18 protein-coding genes and 1 tRNA gene are annotated in these 23,742 nt (G+C 67.5%); 13 read left to right on the top strand and 6 right to left on the bottom strand.

Going from position 1 to position 23,742, the window contains the following annotated elements; genetic code table 11:
• Positions 1-10: 10 nt before the first annotated feature.
• From ACVT6V_RS14580 to ACVT6V_RS14590, 3 genes are read right to left on the bottom strand one after another with little or no spacing between them, the layout of a single operon-like run.
• Complete coding sequence (locus ACVT6V_RS14580) at positions 11-3,859, bottom strand: ABC transporter ATP-binding protein (RefSeq protein ID WP_489900506.1); 3,849 nt, start codon at positions 3,857-3,859, stop codon at positions 11-13.
• Complete coding sequence (locus ACVT6V_RS14585) at positions 3,856-4,611, bottom strand: hypothetical protein (RefSeq protein ID WP_489900507.1); 756 nt, start codon at positions 4,609-4,611, stop codon at positions 3,856-3,858. The genes ACVT6V_RS14580 and ACVT6V_RS14585 overlap by 4 nt, the downstream gene beginning before the upstream one ends.
• Positions 4,604-5,671: a glutathione S-transferase family protein gene (locus ACVT6V_RS14590; protein WP_489900508.1), complete on the bottom strand. Its 1,068-nt coding sequence runs from the start codon at positions 5,669-5,671 to the stop codon at positions 4,604-4,606. Before ACVT6V_RS14590 ends, ACVT6V_RS14585 begins: the two co-directional genes overlap by 8 nt.
• 102 nt (positions 5,672-5,773) lie before the next feature.
• On the opposite strand from ACVT6V_RS14590, the gene ACVT6V_RS14595 reads away from it, so the two are divergent.
• The 8 genes from ACVT6V_RS14595 (at position 5,774) to ACVT6V_RS14630 (ending at position 14,739) form a co-directional block, all read left to right on the top strand.
• Complete coding sequence (locus ACVT6V_RS14595) at positions 5,774-6,412, top strand: PadR family transcriptional regulator (RefSeq protein WP_489900817.1); 639 nt, start codon at positions 5,774-5,776, stop codon at positions 6,410-6,412.
• Entirely contained in the window at positions 6,409-7,932 is a 1,524-nt protein-coding gene (locus tag ACVT6V_RS14600; protein WP_489900509.1) for an MFS transporter, read from the top strand. Before ACVT6V_RS14595 ends, ACVT6V_RS14600 begins: the two co-directional genes overlap by 4 nt.
• A 132-nt stretch (positions 7,933-8,064) precedes the next feature.
• Complete coding sequence (locus ACVT6V_RS14605; protein ID WP_489900510.1) at positions 8,065-9,285, top strand: metallophosphoesterase family protein; 1,221 nt, start codon at positions 8,065-8,067, stop codon at positions 9,283-9,285.
• A gap of 11 nt (positions 9,286-9,296) precedes the next feature.
• Positions 9,297-11,906, top strand: a complete 2,610-nt coding sequence (locus tag ACVT6V_RS14610; RefSeq protein ID WP_489900511.1) for an AAA family ATPase — start codon at positions 9,297-9,299, stop codon at positions 11,904-11,906.
• A 77-nt stretch (positions 11,907-11,983) separates the two neighbouring features.
• Positions 11,984-12,056 (top strand) — tRNA-Arg (locus ACVT6V_RS14615).
• A gap of 384 nt (positions 12,057-12,440) precedes the next feature.
• Positions 12,441-13,316 carry a class II glutamine amidotransferase gene (locus tag ACVT6V_RS14620; RefSeq protein WP_489900512.1) on the top strand — a complete coding sequence of 292 codons (876 nt, stop codon included), beginning with the start codon at positions 12,441-12,443 and terminating at the stop codon, positions 13,314-13,316.
• A gap of 163 nt (positions 13,317-13,479) precedes the next feature.
• The gene (locus tag ACVT6V_RS14625) at positions 13,480-14,058 is read left to right on the top strand and encodes a hypothetical protein (protein WP_489900818.1); all 579 of its coding nucleotides are present in this window, start codon (positions 13,480-13,482) and stop codon (positions 14,056-14,058) included.
• A gap of 57 nt (positions 14,059-14,115) precedes the next feature.
• Positions 14,116-14,739 (top strand): DUF2461 domain-containing protein, encoded by a 624-nt coding sequence (locus ACVT6V_RS14630; RefSeq protein ID WP_489900514.1) that lies wholly within the window; start codon positions 14,116-14,118, stop codon positions 14,737-14,739.
• 6 nt (positions 14,740-14,745) lie between these two features.
• Here the strand turns inward: ACVT6V_RS14630 and ACVT6V_RS14635 are convergent, their stop codons facing one another.
• The 3 genes from ACVT6V_RS14635 to ACVT6V_RS14645 are packed head-to-tail and all read right to left on the bottom strand — an operon-like array spanning position 14,746 to position 16,998.
• A complete protein-coding gene (locus tag ACVT6V_RS14635; protein WP_489900515.1) occupies positions 14,746-15,156 on the bottom strand; it encodes a YchJ family protein in 411 nt (136 codons plus the stop codon).
• Between the two features lie 37 nt (positions 15,157-15,193).
• Positions 15,194-16,141: a DUF305 domain-containing protein gene (locus ACVT6V_RS14640; protein ID WP_489900516.1), complete on the bottom strand. Its 948-nt coding sequence runs from the start codon at positions 16,139-16,141 to the stop codon at positions 15,194-15,196.
• 11 nt (positions 16,142-16,152) lie between these two features.
• Positions 16,153-16,998 (bottom strand): thioredoxin-like domain-containing protein, encoded by an 846-nt coding sequence (locus tag ACVT6V_RS14645; protein ID WP_489900517.1) that lies wholly within the window; start codon positions 16,996-16,998, stop codon positions 16,153-16,155.
• Between the two features lie 150 nt (positions 16,999-17,148).
• On the opposite strand from ACVT6V_RS14645, the gene argS reads away from it, so the two are divergent.
• From argS to thrB, 5 genes are read left to right on the top strand one after another with little or no spacing between them, the layout of a single operon-like run.
• A complete protein-coding gene (gene argS / locus ACVT6V_RS14650) occupies positions 17,149-18,801 on the top strand; it encodes an arginine--tRNA ligase (RefSeq protein ID WP_489900518.1) in 1,653 nt (550 codons plus the stop codon).
• Positions 18,798-20,219 (top strand): diaminopimelate decarboxylase, encoded by a 1,422-nt coding sequence (gene lysA / locus ACVT6V_RS14655; RefSeq protein WP_489900519.1) that lies wholly within the window; start codon positions 18,798-18,800, stop codon positions 20,217-20,219. Before argS ends, lysA begins: the two co-directional genes overlap by 4 nt.
• Positions 20,216-21,526: a homoserine dehydrogenase gene (locus tag ACVT6V_RS14660; RefSeq protein ID WP_489900520.1), complete on the top strand. Its 1,311-nt coding sequence runs from the start codon at positions 20,216-20,218 to the stop codon at positions 21,524-21,526. The genes lysA and ACVT6V_RS14660 overlap by 4 nt, the downstream gene beginning before the upstream one ends.
• The gene (gene thrC / locus ACVT6V_RS14665; protein WP_489900521.1) at positions 21,519-22,598 is read left to right on the top strand and encodes a threonine synthase; all 1,080 of its coding nucleotides are present in this window, start codon (positions 21,519-21,521) and stop codon (positions 22,596-22,598) included. Before ACVT6V_RS14660 ends, thrC begins: the two co-directional genes overlap by 8 nt.
• Entirely contained in the window at positions 22,579-23,613 is a 1,035-nt protein-coding gene (gene thrB, locus ACVT6V_RS14670) for a homoserine kinase (protein ID WP_489900522.1), read from the top strand. Before thrC ends, thrB begins: the two co-directional genes overlap by 20 nt.
• Positions 23,614-23,742: the final 129 nt, after the last annotated feature.

Raw genomic sequence — 23,742 nt, forward strand, 5'->3', positions numbered from 1 at the left:
CCGTACGGGCCTATCTGAGGCGTATGTCACCAGCCGTGGCGATACCGTCGGCGTCTGGCGCGACACCGGCTTCCCAGAACGCGCGGTACCTCCCCCCCAACGACAGAAGCTCGCTGTGTGTTCCCTGCTCGACGATTTGCCCCTGATCGACCACCGCTATCGTGTCCGCGCGGGCCGCAGTGGCCAACCGATGCGCCACGATCACCGACGTCCGGCGGTGGGTGAGCGCCTCACCGGCAGCAAGCACGAGGGCCTCGGTCGCCTGGTCGAGGGTGGCCGTCGCCTCGTCGAGGAGCAACAGGTCCGGCTGGACGAGTTCGGCTCGAGCCAGTGCGATCAGTTGGCGCTGGCCCGACGACAGGCCCTGACCGCGTTCACCGATCGGATGATTCATCCCACCCGGTAGGTCGGCGATCATCGCGGCGGCGCCGACTGCGCACGCTGCCGCGGCGATGGCCTCCCGGTCGGCGTCCGGGCGACCATAGGCGATGTTGTCGGCGACGGTCCCGGTGAACAGATGCGCCTCCTGCGGGACCACGCCGAGGCGCGCCCGGTACTCCTCGAGCGGGAAGTCGCGGATGTCGGTTCCGTCCATGCGTACCGAACCCGACGTGGGATCGTAGTACCGCGCCAGCAGCTTGACGATGGTCGACTTTCCCGCGCCCGTCTTGCCGACCAACGCCATCGATGTTCCCGGCGGGATCGTCAGGTCGACGTCGGCCAGGGCGTCGCGGTCGGCGCCCGAATAGCGGAAGGTGACGTCGTCGAGAACGGCGAGTCCGTCGAAACCGTCCGATGGTGTGGCGGCATCTCTACCGCTGCGACGCAGTGAGCTCGGGGTGCGGATCAGGTCGGCGATCCGACGCAGGCCGACGGCGGCCTGCTGGTAGCCGTCGAACACCTGTGAGAGCTGTTGGACCGGGCCGAACAGCATGGAGAGATAGAGGACGAACGCGACCAGTGTCCCGGCCGAGAGCGAACCCGTCGTGATCTGATGCGCGCCGACCGCGATCGCGACCGCGGTCGCCAGGTCGGACATGAACGTGATGAACGGGAAGTAGATGGAGATCGCCTTCTGCGAGACCATCCGCGCATGCACCCAGTCGAGGGTGCGTCGGGTGAAGCGGTTCGTCGCCGCGGGGATGTGCCGATAGGTCTGGGTCGTCTTGATCCCGGCGATGTTCTCCTGGACGTCGGCGTTGACGACGCTGACGAGTTCGCGCGAGCGGGTATACGCGACCGAGGAGATCTTGCGGAATATCAGCGTCCCGACCACGAGGATCGGGAACACCGGCAGGATCAGGGCTCCCAGCAGCGGGTCGGTGATCACGAGCGCCACGGTGACGCCGACGAGGGTGAGCGCCGCGACGATCGCCGACGACAATCCGGTCTGCAGGAATGTGGACAACGCGTCGACGTCCGTGGTCATCCGGGTCATGATGCGGCCGGACAGTTCGCGCTCGTAATAGTCCAGACCGAGTCGCTGCAGGTGCGCGTAGCTGCGCACCCGCAGACCGAAGAGGACTCGTTCGCCTGCGCGCGTAGAGGTGATCGTCATCGTCGATGCCGCCAGCCAACCGATGGCCACCAGCGCCACTCCGACGACGGTTGCCCACCACAGCGTCGTTTCGTCGGCGCGGGTCGCGGCGTCGATCACGGTGCGTGCCAGCGACGGGAACGCGAGGCCGATCAGGGTGTCGACGGCGATCGCGGCGATGGCCGCGGCCAGCAACCACCGCACCGGTCTCAGCAGACCGCGTAACGAGAAACGTGGGTCATCGGCACGGGCATGGTCGACATCGACCCCGGGTTCCTCGTCGGCAGGCGGCAACGCGGCCACCGCGGCCAGCAACTCCGGTGTGGCGGGCATCGACCCGAGCGCACCGCCGATTCCTCCGCCGCCTCGTCGGCCTCCACCGCCGGGGCCGGTGGTCGGCACGGTGGGGCGCGGAGTCGCCGATGCCGGGTCGGGTGCCGGCGCGTTCTCGGGCCACAACTGCGCGAGTTCGGGCGGGCGGGGGATCTCGTGGATCGCGCTGCGGCCGGCCTGGTCGGGATCGGCCGATGCCATCAGAGATCGGAACAGGGCACATCGGTCGTCGAGCTCTTCGACGGTGCCGACATCGACGACCCGGCCGGCATCGAGCACCGCGACCCGATCGGCAAGCGCCAGTGTCGACCTTCGATGCGCCAGCAGGAGCATGGTCCGTTGCTCGTCGCGGAGACCGCTCAGAATGCGCACCTCGGTGGTCGCGTCGACGGCGGAGGTGGCGTCATCGAGCACGAGCACACGCGAATCCGCATAGAGTGCGCGCGCCAGCGCCACCCGCTGGCGTTGGCCGCCGGACAATGTCAGGCCGCGCTCACCGACGACGGTCGCGAAACCGTCGGGCAGTTCGTCGATGAACTCGAGCGCGTCGGCGCGCTCCGCCGCGGAGATCAACCGAGGAGTCGGTGCGCCGTCGTCCGGTTCGTCCGGGCCGAGGACGATGTTCGCCGTGATGGTGTCGGAGTAGAGGAAGGGCTCGTCGAAGACCACCGAGACCGCGGCGTGGAGGGAATCCGGTGCGAGCTCCTCGACTGGGTGGGCGCCGTCGGTCGCCAGCAACTCGATCACCCCGGAGTCGGGCCGGTAGAACCGGCCGGCGAGGTCGGCCAGCGTCGACTTCCCCGAGCCGGGCCGCCCGACGACGGCAACACATTCGCCCGGGGCGACGGTCAGATCGACACCGTCGAGCACCTCCCGGTCGCCGAACGAGAATCCGACGTCTCGCAGCCGCAGACCTAGGGGGCCGTCGGGCAGGGTGTCGGTGTTCGAAGTCGCGGGGTCGTGTGGATGGTCGATGACGTCGTAGACGCGGTCGACGGCGGCTCGGGCCAGCTGTGCGCTGACGACGAGGTTGGTGAGCAGCCGCGCCAGGGCCGTCATGGAGGCCACGTAGGTCGCGAACGCCAGGAAGGTGCCTGCGGTGATGTGCCCGTCCATCGTGAGGTAGCCACCCACCGCGATCACCGCGACCATGCCGAGTTGCGGGATCGCCGCCATCGTCGGTGTGAAGCGGGCGTTGATCTTCCCGGCGCGCAATCGCAGTGAATACAGCCGCGCGCCGAGACCGGTCAGTTCGTCGACGGCACGCTGCTCCTGCCCGAAGCCCTTCACCACACGGACACCGGTGACGGTCTCCTCGACATGCTGGGCGACATTCGCCGCGGCCTGCTGCGCCGACCAGGTGGCGGCGAAGAGTTTTCGGCGGGTGCGGAACACGACCACCGCGACCAGTGGGAACACGAGGAGCGCGACGCAGGTCAGCAACGGCGAAAGGTAGGCCATGATGCCGATCGCGATCACGACTTGAACGGCGGCGCCGAGGGACAGCGGTGCCATCGCCAGCAGTCCCTGCACGATCTGCAGGTCGGAGATCGATCGCGAGACGATCTGACCGGTGCGGATCTGATTCTGGGCGTTTCCGTCGAGGTGGAGCAGCGTGTCGAGCAACTGCAGACGCAGGCCGTTCTGCACGGTGATCGACAGCCGACCGGCGGTGAGCCGCCGTCCGAACTGACAGGCGTAGCGGACCACGGCCAGCACGAGCAGGGCGGCGACGATCTCACGCAGCGACAACCCGTCGTCGACGGTCCCGGTGGCGTGGTCGATGGCCGCCTTGGCGAGCAGGGGAGCGATGAGATCCACCGCGACCGCGATCGCCGTCACCGCCAGCGCGGTGAGGACCAGGGGGCGATGGCGTCCACATTCGGTGGCCAGCCTGCGGATCCAGCCGCGCGATGGCGCGGAATCGGGTGCGTCCGGACCGCTCTCACGGCGTGGTGATCGGAACCGGGTCGAAAGCGTGCTGGTCACCGATCCCCGTCGGCGATTCTCCGATCGACGATGATCTCGCCGTCGATCGTCCAGGTCGAGGGGGGAGGCCCGAATGCTTCGCGCGCGTTGGTGATCACACGTTTGCCCAGCGCGCGGTTGCCGACGCCACCGATCATCGCGCCGATGCCGGCGGGCAGCAGCTTGCCGAACAACAGCGGGGCACGCTTGATCGCGTACTTCTTCGAGAGCTTGTTGATGAGCTTCTTGTTGAGCTGCCCCAGGCCGCCGCCGGGTATCGCCGCCCCGCCGAGGCGTCGCAGCGCACCGCCCCGGGTGCCGACCAGTCGGCCGAGCGCGACGACCCCTTCTTCGCCGAGCGCCACCGCCAGCACGAGGGTCTTGCGACGTTCGGAGTCGTGCACGGGAATGCCGTGGACTTCAGCGATGGACAGGGCCAGCAGCGCCGACGCCTCGAGGAAGAACGCGGTTTCGCCGGTCATCGCGCCGAGTGCGGTCATGGTGCCCACGCCGGGTATGGCGGCGGTGGCGCCGACCGCACCGCCGGAACCGGTCACCGCGGCCAGATAACGCTTCTCGAGCCGAGTGATGATCTGCGCCGGGGACTCGTCCGGGTGTGCGGAGCGCAGACCGCGGACGTACTTGGACACGGCTGGAGCCTGGAGGCGCTGGGCACGGTCCAGCAGTCCGCCGGTCATCTCGACGGCCTTGCCGGGGGGCTGTTGGCCGGCGGTGGGCACCGATCCGGTACCGCGCCTTGTGATGTCAACCATGAGTGGGCACCCAATCTGTTGCGGGGACGACCTCGGCGGGCACCGGTGGCCCGGGCGGCGACCCGTCTCCGAACGGTCGGCCACCGAGCTCCTCGCGGTGATGCGGTGTGAGCCAGTTCGACAGATCGGGACCGGCCGGCACGATTTCGGTGGGGTTGATGTCCCGATGCACGACGTAGTAGTGGCGCTTGATCTGGGTGAAGTCGATGGTGTCGCCGAAGCCGGGTGTCTGGAAGAGGTCGCGCGCGTAGGCCCACAGCACGGGCATCTCCGCGAGCTTGGTCCGATTGCACTTGAAATGCCCGTGATAGACGGGATCGAAGCGCGCCAGCGTGGTGAACAGCCGGATATCGGCCTCGGTGATGGTGTCGCCCACGAGATACCGGCGCTCGGACAGTCGATCGGCGAGTTCGTCGAGCTTGGTGAACAGGCGGTCATACGCCTTCTCGTAGGCATCCTGACTGCCGGCGAATCCGCATCGGTAGACGCCGTTGTTCACCTCCGTGTAGACGCCCCGGTTCACCTCGTCGATCTCGTCGCGCAGATGCTCGGGGTAGAGGTCCGGTGCGCCCGGCCGATGGTGGTCGACCCACTCGAGCTCGAAGTCGATGGTGATCTGAGGGAAGTCGTTGGTGACCACCGCGCCGGTGGGCACATCGACGACGGCCGGGACGGTGATGCCCTTGGGGTAGCCGGGGAACCGCTTCTCGTAGGCATCCTTGAGCCGGGGGATCTGCAACACCGGGTCGAGGCCGCCGGGGTCGAGGTCGAATGTCCACGAGTCCGCGTCGTGGGTCGGACCGCACATACCCATCGAGATGGCGTTCTCGAGACCGAGGAGTCGGCGCACGATGATCGTGCGGTTCGCCCAGGGGCAGGCCCGCGCGACGACGAGACGATAGCGGCCCGCCTCGACCGGGTATCCGTCCCGGCCGTCCCGGGTGATACGTGTCTCGATGTACTTGGTGTCGCGCACGAACTCGCGACCGCTGGTCACGTAGGCGCCCTGTTCGTCAGCGGTCTCACCGCCGGCCCTCGCGGTCGTGCTCTCGGTACTCATGAACCCCACAGTAGTGATCCCCACGGACGGTTTGCACAGACTGATCTGACTGGTATATTCCACCTGGAATATTTGGCGACGAGTAATGGCGGGGCGGTGGATATGCAACGTGACGGCGTGCTGCCGCCACTGGCGGTGCTGGTTCTCGGTCTCGTGGCCGAACGGCCGATGCACCCGTACGAGATGTTCCAGACGACCATCGAACGCCGGGAAGACCGTCTGGCGAAATTCCGGCCGGGCACGCTGTACCACACGGTCGATCGGTTGACCGCTAAAGGCCTCATCGAGGTCCACGAGGTGCAGCGCGAGGGTAACCGCCCGGAACGAACCGTCTATGCCATCACCGACGAGGGCCGACGCGTCCTCGACGAGAGCCTCGAACGGATACTCGCCCGGAATCCGGTCGAGTATCCGGAGCTCTACCTGGCGCTGTCCGAGGCGCACGGGCTGCCGCGGCAACGAGTGATCGACTTGCTCGGCGAACGTCTCGCCGCGATGCGCGCCGAGGTCGAGCTCCTCGACAGCGGTGTCCGCGACGCCTGCGAGCACAAGACCGCCGAGATGTTCTACCTCGACATCGGTTGTCGCATCGCTACATTGCGCGCCCAGATCGCCTGGCTCGACGATCTCGTCGAGCGTCTGCAGAACTTCACCATCGAATGGCTCGACGACCCCGACTCTCCCTATCTGGCCGTTTCCTCGGTCCCGGGCATCCCTCATCAGAAAGCGAACGACGTATGACCACTACCCCGACTCCGGCCGCGCAGGTGACGTCGCGGCCCTGGGCCGCGTTGCTGGCGCTGTGTGTCGGCTTCTTCATGATCCTGGTCGACATGACCATCGTGGCCGTCGCCCAGCCACAGATCCAGACCGCCCTCGACACCGACGTCAACGGGATCGTCTGGGTGTCCAGCGCCTATCTGCTCACCTATGCCGTCCCGCTGCTCATCACCGGACGGCTCGGTGACAAATTCGGGCCCAAGAGGGTGTATCAGCTCGGCCTGCTCGTGTTCACCATCGCCAGCGTCTGGTGCGGGCTCTCCGGGTCGATCGGCGAATTGATCGCCGCCCGCGCCCTGCAGGGTGTCGGCGCGGCGCTGATCACGCCTCAGACGATGGCGTTGATCACCCGCATCTTCCCGCCCGAGAAGCGTGGTGCGGCCATGGGTGTCTGGGGCACCGTGGCCGGCGTCGCGACACTCGTCGGCCCGCTGCTCGGTGGTGTGCTGACCGACAGCCTCGGCTGGGAATGGATCTTCTTCGTCAATCTGCCGGTCGGTGTCGTCGGCCTCATCCTCGCCTACATCCTGGTGCCCGACGTCGAGACCCACGATCATCAATTCGACTGGATCGGGGTCGCATTGTCGGCGGTCGGCATGTTCGCGTTGGTGTTCGGCATCCAGGACGGTGAGAAGTACAACTGGAACGGGTGGATCTGGGCCCTGATCGTCGGCGGCGTCGCCTTCATGGGCCTGTTCGTCTACTGGCAGTCGCGCATCAAGGGCGAGCCGCTGGTGCCGCTCTCACTGTTCCGTGACCGCAACTTCTCGTTGTCCAACATCGGTATCGCCAGCATGGGTTTCGCCATCTCGGGGCTGATGATCCCGACCATGTTCTTCCTGCAGCTCGTCGGCGGGATGTCGCCGACCCGGTCGGCGGTGATGATGGTGCCGATGGCGGTGCTGACCGGATTCCTCGCGCCGATCGTCGGCCGCATCCTCGATCGCGTGCACCCTCGGATGATCATCGCGTCGGCGTTGCTGCTCAATGCTGTCGCCGTGGGCTGGCTCGGCATGATCGCGCGTCCGGCCACCCCGGTGTGGCAGCTGATCATCCCGATGTGCCTCATGGGGATCGCGTCGGCGGGCATCTGGGCGCCGCTGGCGGCCACGGCGACCCGGAATCTGCCCTGGCACCAGGCGGGCGCCGGTGCCGGTGTCTACAACACCACCCGGATGATCGGGTCGGTGCTCGGTGCCGCGGCCGTCGGTGCGCTCATGCAGACGCGGCTGGCGGCGCTGTTGCCGGGTGTCGACACCGAACATCACGGGACGGCCGGCCAGCTACCCGAAGCGATCCGGGACGGGTTCGCCACGGCGATGGGCCAGTCGCTCTACCTCCCGGCGGCGGTGTTGCTGATCGGCGTCGCGGCGGCGATGTTCTTCACCATGCCCAAGACCCAGGGGGCACCCGCCGTCCCGACCGCGCGTTCGGCGCAGTCCGGCGACAGTGCCGCCACCGGTCAGGTGTCCTCCGCCTGACCACGATTCTCGGTTCAGCGACGTCGGCGGCACCGGACACGGTGCCGCCGACGTCGTCGGCGGGGCGGCTTCGCCTCCCACAGTCTGTCGGCCGACACTCGTAGGATGCGGCACGAGACCAGGAGGTGACAGATGACCGTGCCGTTGTTCGACCTTCCCGGGTGTGACACACCTGTGGACGGAGCAGAACGCGCCCCGGCGCGTGAGGTCACGTTCCTGCACACCGCCGACTGGCAGCTGGGGATGTCGCGTCACTATCTGGACTCGGCGGCCGCACACGCATATACCGCTGCCCGACTCGAAGCCGTCGACCGCATCGGTGAGCTGGCGGGCGAGGTCGGCGCGGAGTTCGTGGTGGTGTGTGGTGATGTGTTCGAGGACCACCGGGTGTCGTCGAAGATCATCAGACGGACCCTCGACAGCCTGGCGCGCTTCGCGATGCCGGTCTTTCTGTTGCCCGGCAACCACGATCCGTACGACCCCTCCGGGATCTATCGATCCGCGACATTCGGGCGGGCCTGTCCGTCGAACGTCACCGTGCTGTCGCGAACCGGTGTGCACCGGGTCCGCGAGGGGGTCGAGCTGATCGCCGCTCCCTGGTCACACAAACATCCCGGCCGAGACCTCGTCGGCCGGCAGGTGGCCGGACTCGCCACCGGCGACAACATTCGAATAGTGGTGGGACACGGCGGAACCGATGCGCTGAGTCCTGGTTCGGATCCCGCGCTGATCGAGATGGCCGGGCTGGAGAACGCGCTTGTCGCCGGCACCATCGACTATGTGGCACTGGGTGATCGGCACTCCGTGACGTCGGTCGGTACGACCGGGCGCGTCTGGTATCCCGGCGCGCACGAGGTCACCAACTTCGATCACATCGAACAACGCCCGGGTCATGTCCTCGAGGTCTCGCTGAGTCGGGGCGGCGGTGGCCGGCGGATCGATGTCACCGAACACCGGGTGGGCCAGTGGTCGTTTCGCAGCATCACTCGCGACATCGGATCGTCGGCCGACATCGAAGCGCTGCGCGACGAGTTGGACGCGATCGAGGACAAGCCCCGGGTGGTCGTCCAGCTCGGCCTCGTCGGCTCCGTCTCGGTCACCGACGCGGCCGCGCTGGAGGAGCTGATCGACGACTCCGCGGACCGGTTCGCGGCGATCACCCGTTGGGATCGCACCGACGATCTGATGATCGTCGCCGACGAAGCCGACATCGCCGACCTCGGCGTGGTCGGGTACGCACGCACGGCCGCCGAACACCTCTTGGAGCTCAGTGCGTCCGATGACCCAACGCAGGCCGGCGTCGCGAGCGACGCCCTGGGACTGCTGCGCCGACTCTCCGGGAACCGCCGATGAGACTTCACCGGATGCGGCTGCGGAACTTTCGTGGCATCACCGACCGCGAGGTGCGTTTCGCCGATCGCGGCGTCACGATCGTCGAAGGTGCCAACGAGGCCGGCAAGTCGTCCATGATCGAGGCACTGGGTCTGTTGCTGGACACCCGGGCGGACAGCAAGTCGGCGAAGGTCCGCGACGTCATGCCATCGGGGCAGGATGTGGGCTCCGAGGTCGAAGTGGAGATGACCTGCGGCCCTTGGCATTTCACCTATGCCAAGCGTTTCAACCGTCAGGTGGCGACGACCCTGACCATAGCCGCGCCGCGCCCAGAGCAATTGTCCGGGCGCGATGCCCACGAGCGCGTCGTCGAGATTCTCGGCTCGCATGCGGATCTTGCGCTGTTTCGGGCGCTGCAACTGTTGCAGTCCGGTGATCCGGCGCTGGCATCAGTGGCCGAGAGTGCCGCTCTCGCACGTGCTCTCGACCGCGCGGCCGATAGTGAGGGGCGGGATCGGGAGGGCCAGGAGTCGGACGGGCAGGGCAGCGATGCCGCGCTCGTCGACGACGTGACCGCCGAATACCGGCGCTACCGCACCCTCGGGCAGGGACGTCCGACCGGGGAACTGGCGCAGGCAATCCAGGCTGCCGAGGAGGCGTCTCGGCGTCACGACCAGTTGACGCGGGCGCGCGATGCGGTCGAGGCCGATGCCCAGCGTCTCGGCGAACTCGACTCCCGCCGTAAGGAACTGGATCGCACCCGGGAGTTGCGCGAGGTCGAGCGCGACGAACTGGCGGTGACGTGGCAGAAGGTCGAGAAACTCCAGGGGGAACTCGGCGCAGCGGAAGCCGAGGTCCGACACCTGCTCACCGCGTCGCAATTGGCTCGTCGTGACGTCATCGAACGCGAACGCCTCGGCGCCGAGATCACCTCCCTGACCGAGCAGGCGCGGGGTCTGGCCGACGACATCGCGGGCCACGCCGCGCGGGCGGCGAGTGCGGCACAGGATGCGTCCGATCTCGACGCAGAGTTGTCGGGTGCCCGGGAACGATGGGCGCAGGTCCGCGCCGAGCTGGCGGCGTCGGAGGCCGCGCGACGGATCCTCCGGACTCGGCGCGAACTCCGTGACCTCGACGAGCGCCTCGGACACCTGGCCGACATCGTATCGGAGCGAGACGCGCTGCAGAATGCGTTGGACGCCAACACTGTCGATCGCGCCGCCGTCGAGGCGGCGGCCGGGCTGGGCAGGCGTCACACAGTGGCACGGGCACGCGTGGAGGCCGCAGCCGCCAGGTTCACCGTCGAGCCGACGGGTTCGGTGCCGGTACGGGTGGACGGTGTCAGGATCGACGCCGAGTCAGATCACGTCGCGGTGGACGACGCGGTCATCGAAGTCGACGGAATCGTTCGGGTCACGGTGCGACGCAGTTCCGGTACTGAGCAACCGATCCGCGAGCTGTCCCGGATCGAGGCCGAGATCGCCGACTTCTGTGACCGCCACCGTCTGGGATCACTCGATGATCACGTCGGTCGTGCGCAGGAGCGGGTCGAGCTGACGCACAGGCTGGCGTCCCTCCGGCAGCGTTTGGCCGATTTGACCCAGGGGCGCGATCTCGCGGAGCTCAGTGCGCGCAGGACCGAACTCCGCCGGATCATCGAGTCCGCCGATCCGGTCGCCGGCGACGACGGCGTCGTCCGTGACGTCGAGTCACTGGCATCGACGGAACGCGAGGTCGGCGAGCTGGTCATGGCGGCCGAACGGGCCGTGGCACAGAAGCGTTCGGTGGAAGCCGACGCAGGCACCCGCGCATCGATGGCTCGTCAGGAACACGCACGCATCGACGCCCGGCTGACCGAGCTGGGCGGCAGGCGCGAGCAACTGGCCGACGAGTGCAGCCTCGGTGAGGCGAGACGCGTCGTCGACGCTGCCGAGCAGCGACTCGCGCAGGCCCGCGAACGGGTGGCGCGCCTCGACACCGAACTGGCTCGCCTCGACGTCGCGGAGATCGAGATGAGGCGTGCGCGGGTGGCTGCCGACCTCGCTGCCATCGCCCGTGAGCGCGCCGATGCGGAACGGTCGGCCACCGAGTTGCGCACCAGGGTGGAGCTCTACCGGGAGGAGTCCCGTCTCGACGATCTGCACGACGCGGCAACGCAACTCGACGCGGCCACCGCCGCCCTGGCGCGGGTGACCCGACGCGCGGACGCGGCGGAGCTGCTCTACCGGACACTGATCGACGCGCGTCAGGATGCGCGCACCAGATACGCCGACCCGTACGCGCGCCGACTGGAGGAGCTCGGCTCGCACGTGTTCGGTGACGACGTCCGGTTCGATGTCGACGACAGCCTCGAGGTCGTATCCCGGACGCTCGGCGGGATCACCGTACAGCGAGACGCACTGTCCGGAGGTGCCCGCGAGCAGCTGGGACTGCTCACCCGGCTCGCCTGTGCCACGTTGGTCGACGAGGACGACGGAGTGCCGGTGCTCGTCGACGACGCGCTCGGCTACAGCGATCCGCAACGGCTGACGGCCATGGGTGGCGTGCTCGCCGCGGCCGGTGAGGACGCACAGGTGATCGTGCTGACCTGCAGTCCCGACCGCTACCGGGGAGTCGATGGCGCGACCGTCGTGGCCGTGTGAGGAGCCCGGATCGGTTTCCGGGCGGGTCGGTTTTGGGTGCACCGCCGCCCTGCGCTACGCTAACCCTCGCCCGTTGAGCCCCCGTAGCTCAGGGGATAGAGCGTCTGCCTCCGGAGCAGAAGGCCGCAGGTTCGAATCCTGCCGGGGGCACCGTGACATCCTTGCCGGCCTCCGGCCGGTGTGCGCCTACTGTGTGGGAAACAGATTCATGCAGGCGCACCGTGACATCCTTTCCGGCCTCCGGCCGGTGTGCGCCTACTGTGTGGGAAACAGATTCATGCAGGCGCACCGTGACATCCTTGCCGGCCTCCGGCCGGTGTGCGCCTACTGTGTGGGAAACAGATTCATGCAGGCGCACCGTGACATCCTTGCCGGCCTCCGGCCGGTGTGCGCCTACTGTGTGGGAAACAGATTCATGCAGGCGCACCGTGGACATCCTTTCCGGCCACCGTGAACACTTCTGTCCGCGATCAGCTGAGTACTTGCTTCGACGAATCGGGCGTGCGGAAACCGCCGGCGGGTTAGCGTGAGCCGATGTGCCGCTGGCTCGCCTACGCCGGCTCGCCGATCCTGCTCGAGGATCTGCTGACCCGGCCATCGCATTCGCTCGTCGACCAGAGCTTCGAGGCACGGCAACTGTATCTGCCGGGCTCACCGATGACGACGATGTTCCGCAATCATGCGTGGCCGACGAACGGAGACGGCTTCGGTGTCGGCTGGTATGGCGAGCGAGACTTCCCCGGGCAGTATCGCGACGAGCGGCCCGCGTGGAGTGACCACAACCTGCAGCGCCTTGCCGAACAGATCAGGTCGCCCATGTTCCTCGCCCATGTGCGGGCGGCGTCGATCGGCGGCACGGTCGATCGGGCCAACTGTCATCCGTTCACGCACGGGCGCTGGTTGTTTCAGTACAACGGTGAGATGGGCGGATTCACCCGGATCAAACGGGCCCTCACGATGGACGTGGCACCCGCCCTCTATCCGCACATCGAGGGCAATGCCGATACCGAACTGTTCTTCTTCCTGGCCCTGACCTACGGGCTCGACCGTGACCCGCTCGGGGCCCTGGCGAGAACGGTTGGGCGCGTGGAGGAAGCGCGTGCGGACAGCGGCGTCGACGACCCGTTCGTCGCAACGATGTGCGCGGCTGACGGTGAAACGGTTCACGCGGTCCGGTACTCGAGCAACCGGAACTCACGCACGCTCTACCACTCGAACGGTCCGATGCGGCTGGGTGCCGCCGACGGTGGACACATCGACCTGCCGAATGACGGCCGTATCCTGGTTTCCGAGCCGCTCGAACTCGAATACCGGCGGACCAACTGGGTCGAGGTCCCGGAATCCTCGAGTGTGACACTGCGGGCGGGAGAAGAACCGGTCATCGCCGCCTTTGCGCCGGCACGAAGCTGAGGGCTTGCGCCGTCTCGACACGCGATGTTGGCCGTAATCGGTGCACCGACTCCTGACCAGGCCGCAGGATGTAGGGGTGAATTCAGATGCGGTAGTGGTAACGGACGGGGCCGGTCCACTCGGCTTCCTGTCGGCGACTGTGGAGAAACAGTGCTGGGGCTTCATGATCGGGTCGGCGTTGTTCGCGTTGGGTTCGGCGCCGGGTTTCGCCGATTGGGCAGGCCCATCGGTGGCAAACCTGAGTTTTTTCGTCGGTGCCTGGTTCTTCACCGGGGCCGCGCTCATCCAACTCGTGCTCAGCGGCGACGTCACTGTGCCCAACGGATCGGGAAGGCCGCATTTTCGCGCTGAGTGGCTCTCCGCGGCAACCCAATTCGGTGGGACGCTGCTGTTCAACGTGAGCACCGCCGCGGCCCTGCATGCGGCTACCGTCACCGCAGAACGGCGGCGCGTCTGGACGCCGGATGCGGCCGGGTCGGTCGCGTTCCTGGTCAGTGGCATACTCGCCGTGATCGTGATCGCCCACACCGTACGACTCTGGGCCCCGGGCAATCGTTCCTGGTGGGCGACGCAGATCAACCTGCTCGGCTGCATCGCCTTCGGTGTCTCCGCTGTCGGCGCGTACGTCGATTCCGCGGGCGCCACCCTCAGCGCCACGGTCGCCGACGCCGGCACCTTCATCGGGGCGATCTGCTTTCTGCTGGCATCCGCGCTGATGCTGCCTCGATGGGACCGCACCTGAGCCGGGCGCACATCGATTCTCCGGGGCGCAGATTGTCGGTTGGCATAGAGTCGGACCATGACGTTCCAGGGTTTTCCCGAGGCGGCCCTCGACTTCTACGACGACCTCGAGATGGACAACACCAAGACGTTCTGGGAAGCACACAAGGAGGTCTATCGGACCGCTGTCGCCGGCCCGATGACCGACCTCACCGAAGCGCTCGCCGACGAGTTCGGGCCCGCAAAGATCTTCCGGCCCTATCGTGACGTCCGCTTCGCCAAGGACAAGACGCCCTACAAAACCCACCAGGGCGCCTACGTCAGCGTCGGCCCGGCAACCGGCTACTACGTGCAGATCGGCGCTCCCGGGGTGCGGGTCGGTGCCGGTTTCTATGACGCGTCGACCGAGCGGCTGGCCACGCTGCGCGTAGCGATCGACAACGACCTACACGGTCGCGAACTCGAACGACTCCTCGACGAGCTGGAGGCCGGAGGATGGGAGGTCGGTGGTGACACGCTCAAGACCGCGCCGCGTGGCTGGCCCGCCGACCATCCGCGGATCGGGTTGTTGCGGCACAAATCGCTCACCATCGGTCGTGACTACGGCTTCGACAAGGTGATCCACAGCCCCGACCTCGTGACGCGGGTTCGCGAGGATTGGCGCGAGGCACGTCCGCTGGTGGAGTGGATCTCCCGCCACTGAGGATGATCAGTCCGCGACAAATCCGTCGAGGTATACCCACCGCCCGTCGCGCCGTTCGAACCGGCTGCGTTCGTGCAGCGCACCTCGCTTACCGCCGACCCGGTAGTGCGCGGTGAAGACCACCTCGCCGGTGTCGTCGAACAGTGTTCCACCGGAAGTGGATTCGACGTCGAGTCGATACCACGCCATGTCCTCGTCGAGGACCAGCGTGCGCGGACGGGTCCGGGGATGCCAGCTGTCGAGAATGTAGTCGCGGTCTCCCACAGCGAACGCGGTGAACCGGGAGCGCATGAGGGCCTCCGCGGTCGCGGCTGGTCGCAGTCCGGCGAGGAGCGGCCCGCAACACTCGTCGAAGGTCAAACCCGAGGTACACCGACACCGTTGGGCCCCGGAAGGGCCATTCGACGAATCGCTCATGCCGCGAGAATAGGACGACGCACGATCATCCGACGCATCAGTTCATCGGCAGAGGTTGCGCGTCCCGCTCGGCGAGCATCTGCTCTATGACGGTGATCTCTCTGTCCTGGTTCGTCCGCATCCCGGTTGCGAGTTCCCGCACGTAATCCTCGGCGACGTGCGCGGGGTCCGCGGCGGTGTCCATCATGGGCAGACCGCCCTCGTGGTGGCGCAGCATCAACTGGAGAAAGTAGATGTCGGCGTCGGAACCGCGCGCCGCGCGCAGTCGGTTCATCTCGCTGCTGGTGGCCATGCCCGGCATCGGCGGGGTCTGGCCATCGGCCGTCGCCTCCTGCGTCGAACCGGGCGGCGTCGAACCCGGCGGCGTCGAACCCGGCGGCGTCGAACCCGGCGGCGTCGAACCCGGCGGCGTCGAACCGGAGGGCATCGCACCGGGCGGCATCGGTACCGAGGCCGACGGCATCGGCATGTCGTGGTCGGCGTGTTCGCCCGGGGGCTGCGACTGCGAGGTCGTCATGCCGCCTGCCATCTCACCGCCCGCCATGCCGTGGCCCATCCATTGCATCGGTGGATTCGGGTTGATCAACGGATAACCCCACCGCGTCAACCACGACTGCATCTGGCCGATCTCGTTGCTCTGTGCGGTCAGGATGTCGAAGGCCATACTGCGGACCTGAGGATCGGTCCCGTTCTCCAGTTCGATGGTGGCCATCTCGACGCCCTGCTCATGATGACGGATCATGTCCTGCGCGAAGCCGACGGCAACCGAATCCGGCGCGGGGGAGTCCTCGGCCGCGGTGTCATCGCTGTGCAGCATTCCCGAGATGAGCAACCCCAGACCGACACCGATCAACAATGCGGCGACAGTGCCGAGCGCGGTGAGCAGGGTTCTCCGGGAGTTCGTGCCCGCCGAAGTCGCGCCCGGGGCAGCGGAGGGGGGAGCAGACGCCGGAACATCGGACCCATCGTGTGGCTGGTCGGTCACTCGTGCTCTCCTCAGCCGGCCGGTGTCGGCGCACCCGCGCCCATGTTCTCGTCGGACCCGTCGGTCGCGCCGGCGCCGTCCATCGGCACCGCGTCGGGACCCGGCGCACCTTCATCGGCGGGCGGCGGGTTATTGGGGTCGAACGCGCCCGGCACCGCGGCGCATGCCGCCTGGGTTTCCGGGAAGGCCGCCTCCTGCGGGTTCTCCGGATAGACGCCCGGCGTGGTGTTGCGACGTAGTGCGGTGATGAACTCGTCGATGCGTGGATCACCCGCCGAGTCCAGCTTCAGCTGATGACCCCAGCTCTGCAACGAGATCGGATGATCGAGGCCCGGATACGGCGACAGGAACAAGAACTGCTCGCCGATCACCTTCTTCTTCAGCTCGTCGAGGTCGTCGCTGCTGATCGTGTCCGGGTTGTAGGTGATCCAGACGGCACCGTGCTCGAGGGCGTGCACGGCGTTCTCCGAGCGCAGCGGGTTCGGGTACACGATGCCGGTGCAGGTCGCCCACACCTCGTCGTGCGGGCCTCCGAACGGTGGTGATTGGTCATAGGCAACCCGCTGATCTGCCCTGACGTGTTGGGCGGCGCGGTAGTAGATCTTGGTGACACCCTGGATGCGGGTCGACGGATCCGGATCCGCAGTCGAGGGCACGTAGCCCTCGACGGTCTGGGGCTTGAGCTCCTCGGCCTCCTGCCGGTCGATGAACTTCGGCAACAGATACCAGACGAGTGCGCCGATCAGCGCGATCACCACCACGATTGCGCCGACGACGGCCCAGTCGATCTGCCGGCCGATCGTCGCGTCCGGACGCTTGCTGGACTTGGGTACGTTCGCCCCCGGTTTGCGCGCCATTTTTCTCTCTCGCCGTCTCTGCCGGTCACGAATCGCCCGCAGCGACGGCAAGTCTACTGATCGCCCGAGAGGCGTACTTTTGGTGCGACACGGCCCGGTGGGCGGAGGCGATTGTCTCCCGACGGACATGGGCCAATAGGATGGTGTCCCGTGACTCCCGCCGACCTCGCTGCGCTACTGCGTGCGGTGACTCTGACCGTAGTCCGTGACCACGGACTCGATGACTCCATGGTGCCCGAGAACGTCGTCGTCGAGCGTCCGCGCCATGCCGATCACGGCGACTATGCCACCAATATCGCGCTACGGCTCGGCAAGAAGCTCGGCGTTGCCCCGCGCGACCTCGCTGGATGGCTGGCCGACGCGTTCGCGGCCACCGACGGAATAGCGAAGGCCGAGGTCGCCGGACCCGGCTTCGTCAACGTGTGGCTGGCCACCGACGCCCAGAACTCGGTGGTCTCCACGGTCCTGGACACCGCGAACGACTACGGGCACGGCGACGATCTCGGCGGACGGACGATCAACCTGGAGTTCGTCTCGGCAAACCCGACGGGGCCGATCCACCTGGGGGGTACGCGCTGGGCCGCGGTCGGCGACGCTCTCGGCCGGGTGCTCGCCGCACGGGGTGGTGCGGTGACCCGCGAATACTACTTCAACGACCACGGGACGCAGATCGATCGCTTCGCCCTGTCGCTCGAGGCTGCGGCGAAGGGTGCACCCACCCCCGACGACGGTTACGCCGGCGCATACATCGGGGAGATCGCCGCCCAGGTCGTCGCGAAGGTGCCCGGAGTGCTCGACCAGCCTGACGACGAGCGGTTGGAGACCTTCCGCGCGATCGGTGTCGATCTGATGTTCGACCACATCAAGTCCAGCCTGCATGAGTTCGGCACCGACTTCGACGTCTTCACCCACGAGAACAAGATGTTCACATCGGGCCTGGTGGACGAGTGCATCGCCGAACTCAAGGCCAATGGCAACCTGTACGAGAACGACGGGGCCTGGTGGCTGCGTACGACCGACTTCGGCGACGACAAGGACCGGGTCGTCATCAAGAGCGACGGCAATGCGGCCTACATCGCCGGTGACATCGCGTACTACCGGGACAAGCGCAACCGCGGCTTCGACCTCTGCATCTACATGCTCGGCGCCGACCACCACGGGTACATCACCCGGCTGAAGGCGGCTGCGGCGTCCCTCGGCGACGATCCGGCATCGGTCGAGGTCCTGATCGGCCAGATGGTCAACCTCGTGCGCGACGGCAAGCCGGTGCGGATGAGCAAACGGGCCGGAACGGTCATCACCCTCGACGACCTCGTGGACGCCGTCGGTGTCGACGCGGCCCGCTACGCACTGATCCGCTCGTCGGTGGACGTGAACATCGACATCGACCTCGATCTGCTGCGCCGACAATCCAACGACAACCCGGTCTACTACGTGCAGTACGCGCACGCACGGCTCTCTGCGCTGTCACGGAACGCGGTCGAACTCGGGCTCGAGCGGTCGACCGATCACCTCGATCTGCTCGACGATCCGGCCGAGGGGGAACTCATCCGGACCATCGGCGATTTCGACGAAGTGGTGGCCACGGCCGCGGAACTCCGCGAACCGCACCGTGTCTGCCGATATCTGGAAACACTGGCCGGTGCCTATCACCGGTTCTATGCCCGCTGCCGCGTGCTGCCCCAGGGCGACGAGCCGGCCTCCGACATCCACGCCGCCCGCCTCGCGCTGTGTGCGGCAACGCGCCAGGTGCTGGCCAACGGTCTCGACCTGGTCGGCGTGAGCGCTCCGGAGCGGATGTGAACGCCCATCCCGCCGGGCCCCGGCACGCCGAATTGCTGGCCGCGCCACATCTCGCGGAGCGACCGAACGATCCGGTCCAGCTGGCGCGCATCCCGGCAAATGTGTGGCCGCGCAACGCGGGTCGTGACGACTCCGGTGAGGTCCGCATCGCCGGCGTCGGCGTCGGCGAACTCGCCGAGACCTACGGCACACCGCTGTTCGTCGTCGACGAGGACGACTTCCGTTCGCGCTGCGCCGACATGGTCGCCGCGTTCGGACCCTATGGCCGGGTCCACTACGCGTCCAAAGCGTTTCTGAGCACAGAGGTCGCCCGGTGGGTGGAGCAGGAAGGGCTGTCCCTCGACGTCTGCACCGGCGGCGAGCTCGCCATCGCGTTGCGCGCCGGATTCCCTCCTGAGCGAATTGCTTTGCACGGCAACAACAAAAGTGTCGACGAGCTGGCCATGGCGCTCGATGCCGGTGTCGGACACATCGTGCTCGACTCGATGATCGAGATCGAGCGGCTTGATGCGCTCGCCGGTGAACGCGGTCTGGTGGCCGACGTATTGGTGCGGGTGACCGTGGGGGTGGAAGCACACACCCACGAATTCATCGCGACCGCCCATGAGGACCAGAAGTTCGGGTTCGCCCTTGCCGGTGGTGTCGCCATGGAGGCGGTGCGCCGAGTGTTCGCGACCGACAACCTGCGCCTCGTCGGCCTACACAGCCACATCGGATCGCAGATCTTCGACATGGACGGCTTCGAACTTGCCGCTCATCGCGTGCTCGGGCTCCTCAAGGACGTCGTCGCCGAGTTCGGCGTGGACAAGACCGCACAGATGTCGATCGTGGATCTCGGTGGTGGACTGGGGATCTCGTACCTCCCGGAGGACGACCCGCTGCCCGTCGGCGACGTCGCGGGAACTCTCGCCGACATCGTGCGCCGCGAGTCGGCTGCGGTGGGGTTGCCGATGCCCACCATCGCGGTTGAGCCCGGACGCGCCATCGCGGGCCCGGGGACCGTGACGCTGTACCGCGTGGGGACCGTCAAGGATGTGACCGTCGGCAAGAACGCGATCCGTCGTTACGTGTCGGTCGACGGAGGTATGAGTGACAACATCCGGACCGTGCTCTATCAGGCCGAGTACGACATCCGCCTGGTGTCGAGGGTCTCGGATGCGCCGGCCGTGGTGAGTCGGGTCGTCGGAAAGCATTGTGAGAGCGGTGACATCGTCATCAAGGACTGCTGGTTGCCGGGCGACCTGGCGCCGGGTGACCTGGTCGCCGTCGCGGCCACCGGCGCGTACTGCTATTCGATGTCGAGCCGCTACAACATGGCGATGCGTCCCGCGGTGGCGGCTGTGCGGGACTCCTCGGCGCGCCTGATGCTGCGTCGTGAGACGATCGAGGACTTCCTCACCCTGGAGGTGACCGAATGAGCGAAAACCGAAACCGCACGATCGGCGTGGCCGTGCTCGGCATGGGCAACGTCGGTGCCGAGGTGGTACGCATCATCGAGGAGAACGCCGATGATCTGCGTTCGCGGGTGGGTGCACCCGTCGAGTTGCGTGGTGTTGCGGTACGTGACCTGGGCAAACCCCGCAAGGTGGCACAGGAGCTGCTGACCGATGATCCCGCGCGGCTGGTCGCCCGCGACGACGTCGACATCGTCGTCGAACTCATGGGCGGCATCGATCCGGCGCGCGCACTGATCCGCGCTGCTCTGGAGAGTGGGAAGTCGGTCGTCACTGCCAACAAGGCGCTGCTGGCCGAATACACCGGCGAGCTGGCGACCGCGGCGGCCGATGCCAAGGTTGACCTGTATTTCGAGGCCGCCGTGGCCGGCGCGATCCCGGTGGTGCGCCCGCTGATGCAGTCGCTCGCCGGCGACACGGTCGAGACGGTTGCCGGAATCGTCAACGGCACAACCAACTTCATCCTGTCGGCGATGGCCGAGACCGGGGCGGACTACGCCGACACGCTGGCCGAGGCGGGTCGCCTCGGGTATGCGGAGGCCGACCCGACGGCCGACGTCGAGGGCTACGACGCCGCCTCCAAGGCGGCGATCCTGGCGTCCATCGCCTTTCACACCCGCGTCACCGCGGCCGACGTGCACCGTGAGGGCATCTCGTCGGTCACCGCGGACGATCTCGTGGCGGCCAAGAAGTTCGACTGCACGATCAAGCTGCTGTCCATCTGCGAGCGCGTGCACGACGCCGATGGACGCCAACGCATCTCGGCGCGTGTCTATCCCGCTCTCATTCCGCTCAGCCATCCGTTGGCCACCGTCAACGGAGCATTCAACGCCGTGGTCGTGGAGGCGGAGAACGCGGGTCGGCTGATGTTCTACGGTCAGGGAGCCGGAGGTTCGCCGACGGCGTCCGCGGTGTTGGGAGACATGGTGATGGCGGCGCGCAACAAGGTGCACGGCGGTCGTGGGCCGCTCGAGTCGACCTACGCCTCGTTGCCGATCGCCCCCATGGACGACGTCCCGACGCGCTACTACGTGTCGATGAAGGTGGCCGACCGTGCCGGTGTCCTCGCCCAGGTGGCGGGAGAATTCTCGAAGCGGTCGGTGTCCATCGCCGCGGTCCGGCAGGAGGGTGCCGGCGACGATGCCCGACTGATCGTGGTCACCCACCGGGCCCCCGACCGCGCGCAATCGGAATGCGTTGCGGCACTGGAAGACATGGATGCCGTCCTCAAGGTGTCGAGCGTCCTGCGATTGGAAGGAACCGATGACTGACGCCACCCCGGTGCACCAGCGCTGGCCCGGCCTGATCGAGGCCTATCGTGACCGACTGCCGGTCGGTGACGACTGGCAGGTGGTCACCCTGCTCGAGGGTGGGACCCCGCTCATCGCGGCGCCGCACCTGTCGGAGCTCACCGACTGCGAGGTGTACCTCAAGGTGGAAGGCCTCAACCCGACAGGGTCGTTCAAGGACCGCGGGATGACGATGGCGGTCAGCACCGCGGTCAACAACGGCAAGACCGCCGTTCTGTGCGCCTCCACCGGCAACACGTCGGCCTCGGCTGCCGCGTATGCCACTCGCGCCGGGATCACCTGCGCCGTGCTCATCCCCGAGGGCAAGATCGCGATGGGCAAACTGGCCCAGGCGGTCATGCACGGCGCCAAGATCATCCAGGTGCAGGGCAATTTCGACGACTGCCTGGAACTCGCGCGCAAGGCGACCGCCGAGTTCACCGAGATCGAACTGGTGAACTCGGTGAACCCGTCGCGGATCGAGGGCCAGAAGACGGCCGCCTTCGAGATCGTCGATGTCCTCGGCCGGGCTCCTGACGTCCATGCGCTCCCGGTGGGCAACGCGGGCAACATCACCGCGTACTGGAAGGGGTACACCGAGTACCGGCGTGACGGCGTCTCCTCATCGGTGCCCCGGATGCTCGGCGTGCAGGCCGCCGGTGCTGCGCCGCTGGTCAACGGTGCACCCGTGAAGAATCCCGAGACGATCGCGACCGCGATCCGGATCGGGTCACCGGCGAGCTGGAACCAGGCGGTGGCGGCCAAGGAGGAGTCGGGCGGACAGTTCCGGGCCGCGACCGACGAAAAGCTCCTCGAGGCCTACCGTCTCGTCGCCGGCCGTGAGGGCGTCTTCGTCGAGCCCGCGTCTGCGGCCAGCGTCGCGGGGCTGCTCGCCGCCCGCGCCGACGGCTGGATCGCCGCCGGATCGACCGTGGTGTGCACGGTGACCGGAAACGGCCTGAAGGACCCCGACACCGCGTTGTCCGGGATGCCCGAAGTCGAGGCCATCCCGGTGGACCCGGTTGCGGTGGCCGATGCCCTCGGTGTCCGCTGAGTCCATGGGTGGCACCACCGCGATGACCGACGACACTGCCGTGACCGACCCGAAGGTGCTGCTACCCGGGGGTATCTCGGTGCGAGTTCGCGTTCCGGCGTCGAGTGCGAACCTCGGTCCCGGTTTCGACTGTCTCGGTGTCGCATTGGGTATCTACGACGAATTGATCGTCGAGACCACCACGGCGGGTGGCGTCGAGGTGGAGGTCGACGGTGAGGGTGCCGCCGACGTGCCGCGCGACGAGCGACACCTCGTCGCCCGCGCGATCGCGCGCGGTCTGGCTCAGTCGGGTGTCGCCGCGCCCGGCCTGAAGCTGCGGTGCGTCAACGCCATTCCGCACTCTCGCGGGCTCGGTTCCTCGGCCGCGGCCGCGGTGTCGGGTCTCGCTGCGGCGTCGGGGCTGTTGGTGGAGGCGGGAGTCCGGCCGGCGTTGCGTCCCGACGAACTCGTCCAGCTGTCGTCGGAGTTCGAGGGACACCCGGACAACGCCGCAGCGAGTGTGCTCGGGTCCGCGGTGGTGACCTGGATCGAGAACACTGACCCGGCCGCCGGCGGACCGGAAGGCCAGGACGGGAATCGATACCACGCCCGCAGGCTCGTGGTGCATCCCGACATCACCGCAACGGTCTTCGTGCCCGACACCGAGTCGTCCACGTCGGTCACCCGCGGTCTGCTGCCCGAGGTCGTCCCACGCGCGGACGCGGTGTTCAACGTCAGTCGCGCCGCACTCGCCGTCGTCGCGCTGACCTCCGACCCCACGGCGTTGTTCGCCGCCACCGCCGACCGGCTCCACCAGGACTATCGGTCGGAGGCGATGCCGGCGACCGCGGAACTCGTGGCGGCGCTGCGCCGGCGGGGACACGCTGCGACGGTGTCCGGTGCGGGTCCCACCGTCCTGGCCCTGTCTGTCGGCCCCGTACCGCCCGACGCGCGCGAGGTGGCGACCGCACTGGGGTTCGTGCCGGCGACGGTTGCGATCGCCGGCGGGGTCGAGGTCACTCACGGGCGCGCCTGAGTCGCCTGGTCGGGAGGGTGAGACACTCGCGTAGCGCATCGGTGCGACGGTCCGGCACTCCGAATGGTGTTCGACGCGTGTTGCCCGTATCATCCGAACGCGTTACCATGTACTGGTCTAGCCGCGCAG

It is taken from the genome of Gordonia sp. LMA167 (assembly GCF_058130025.1).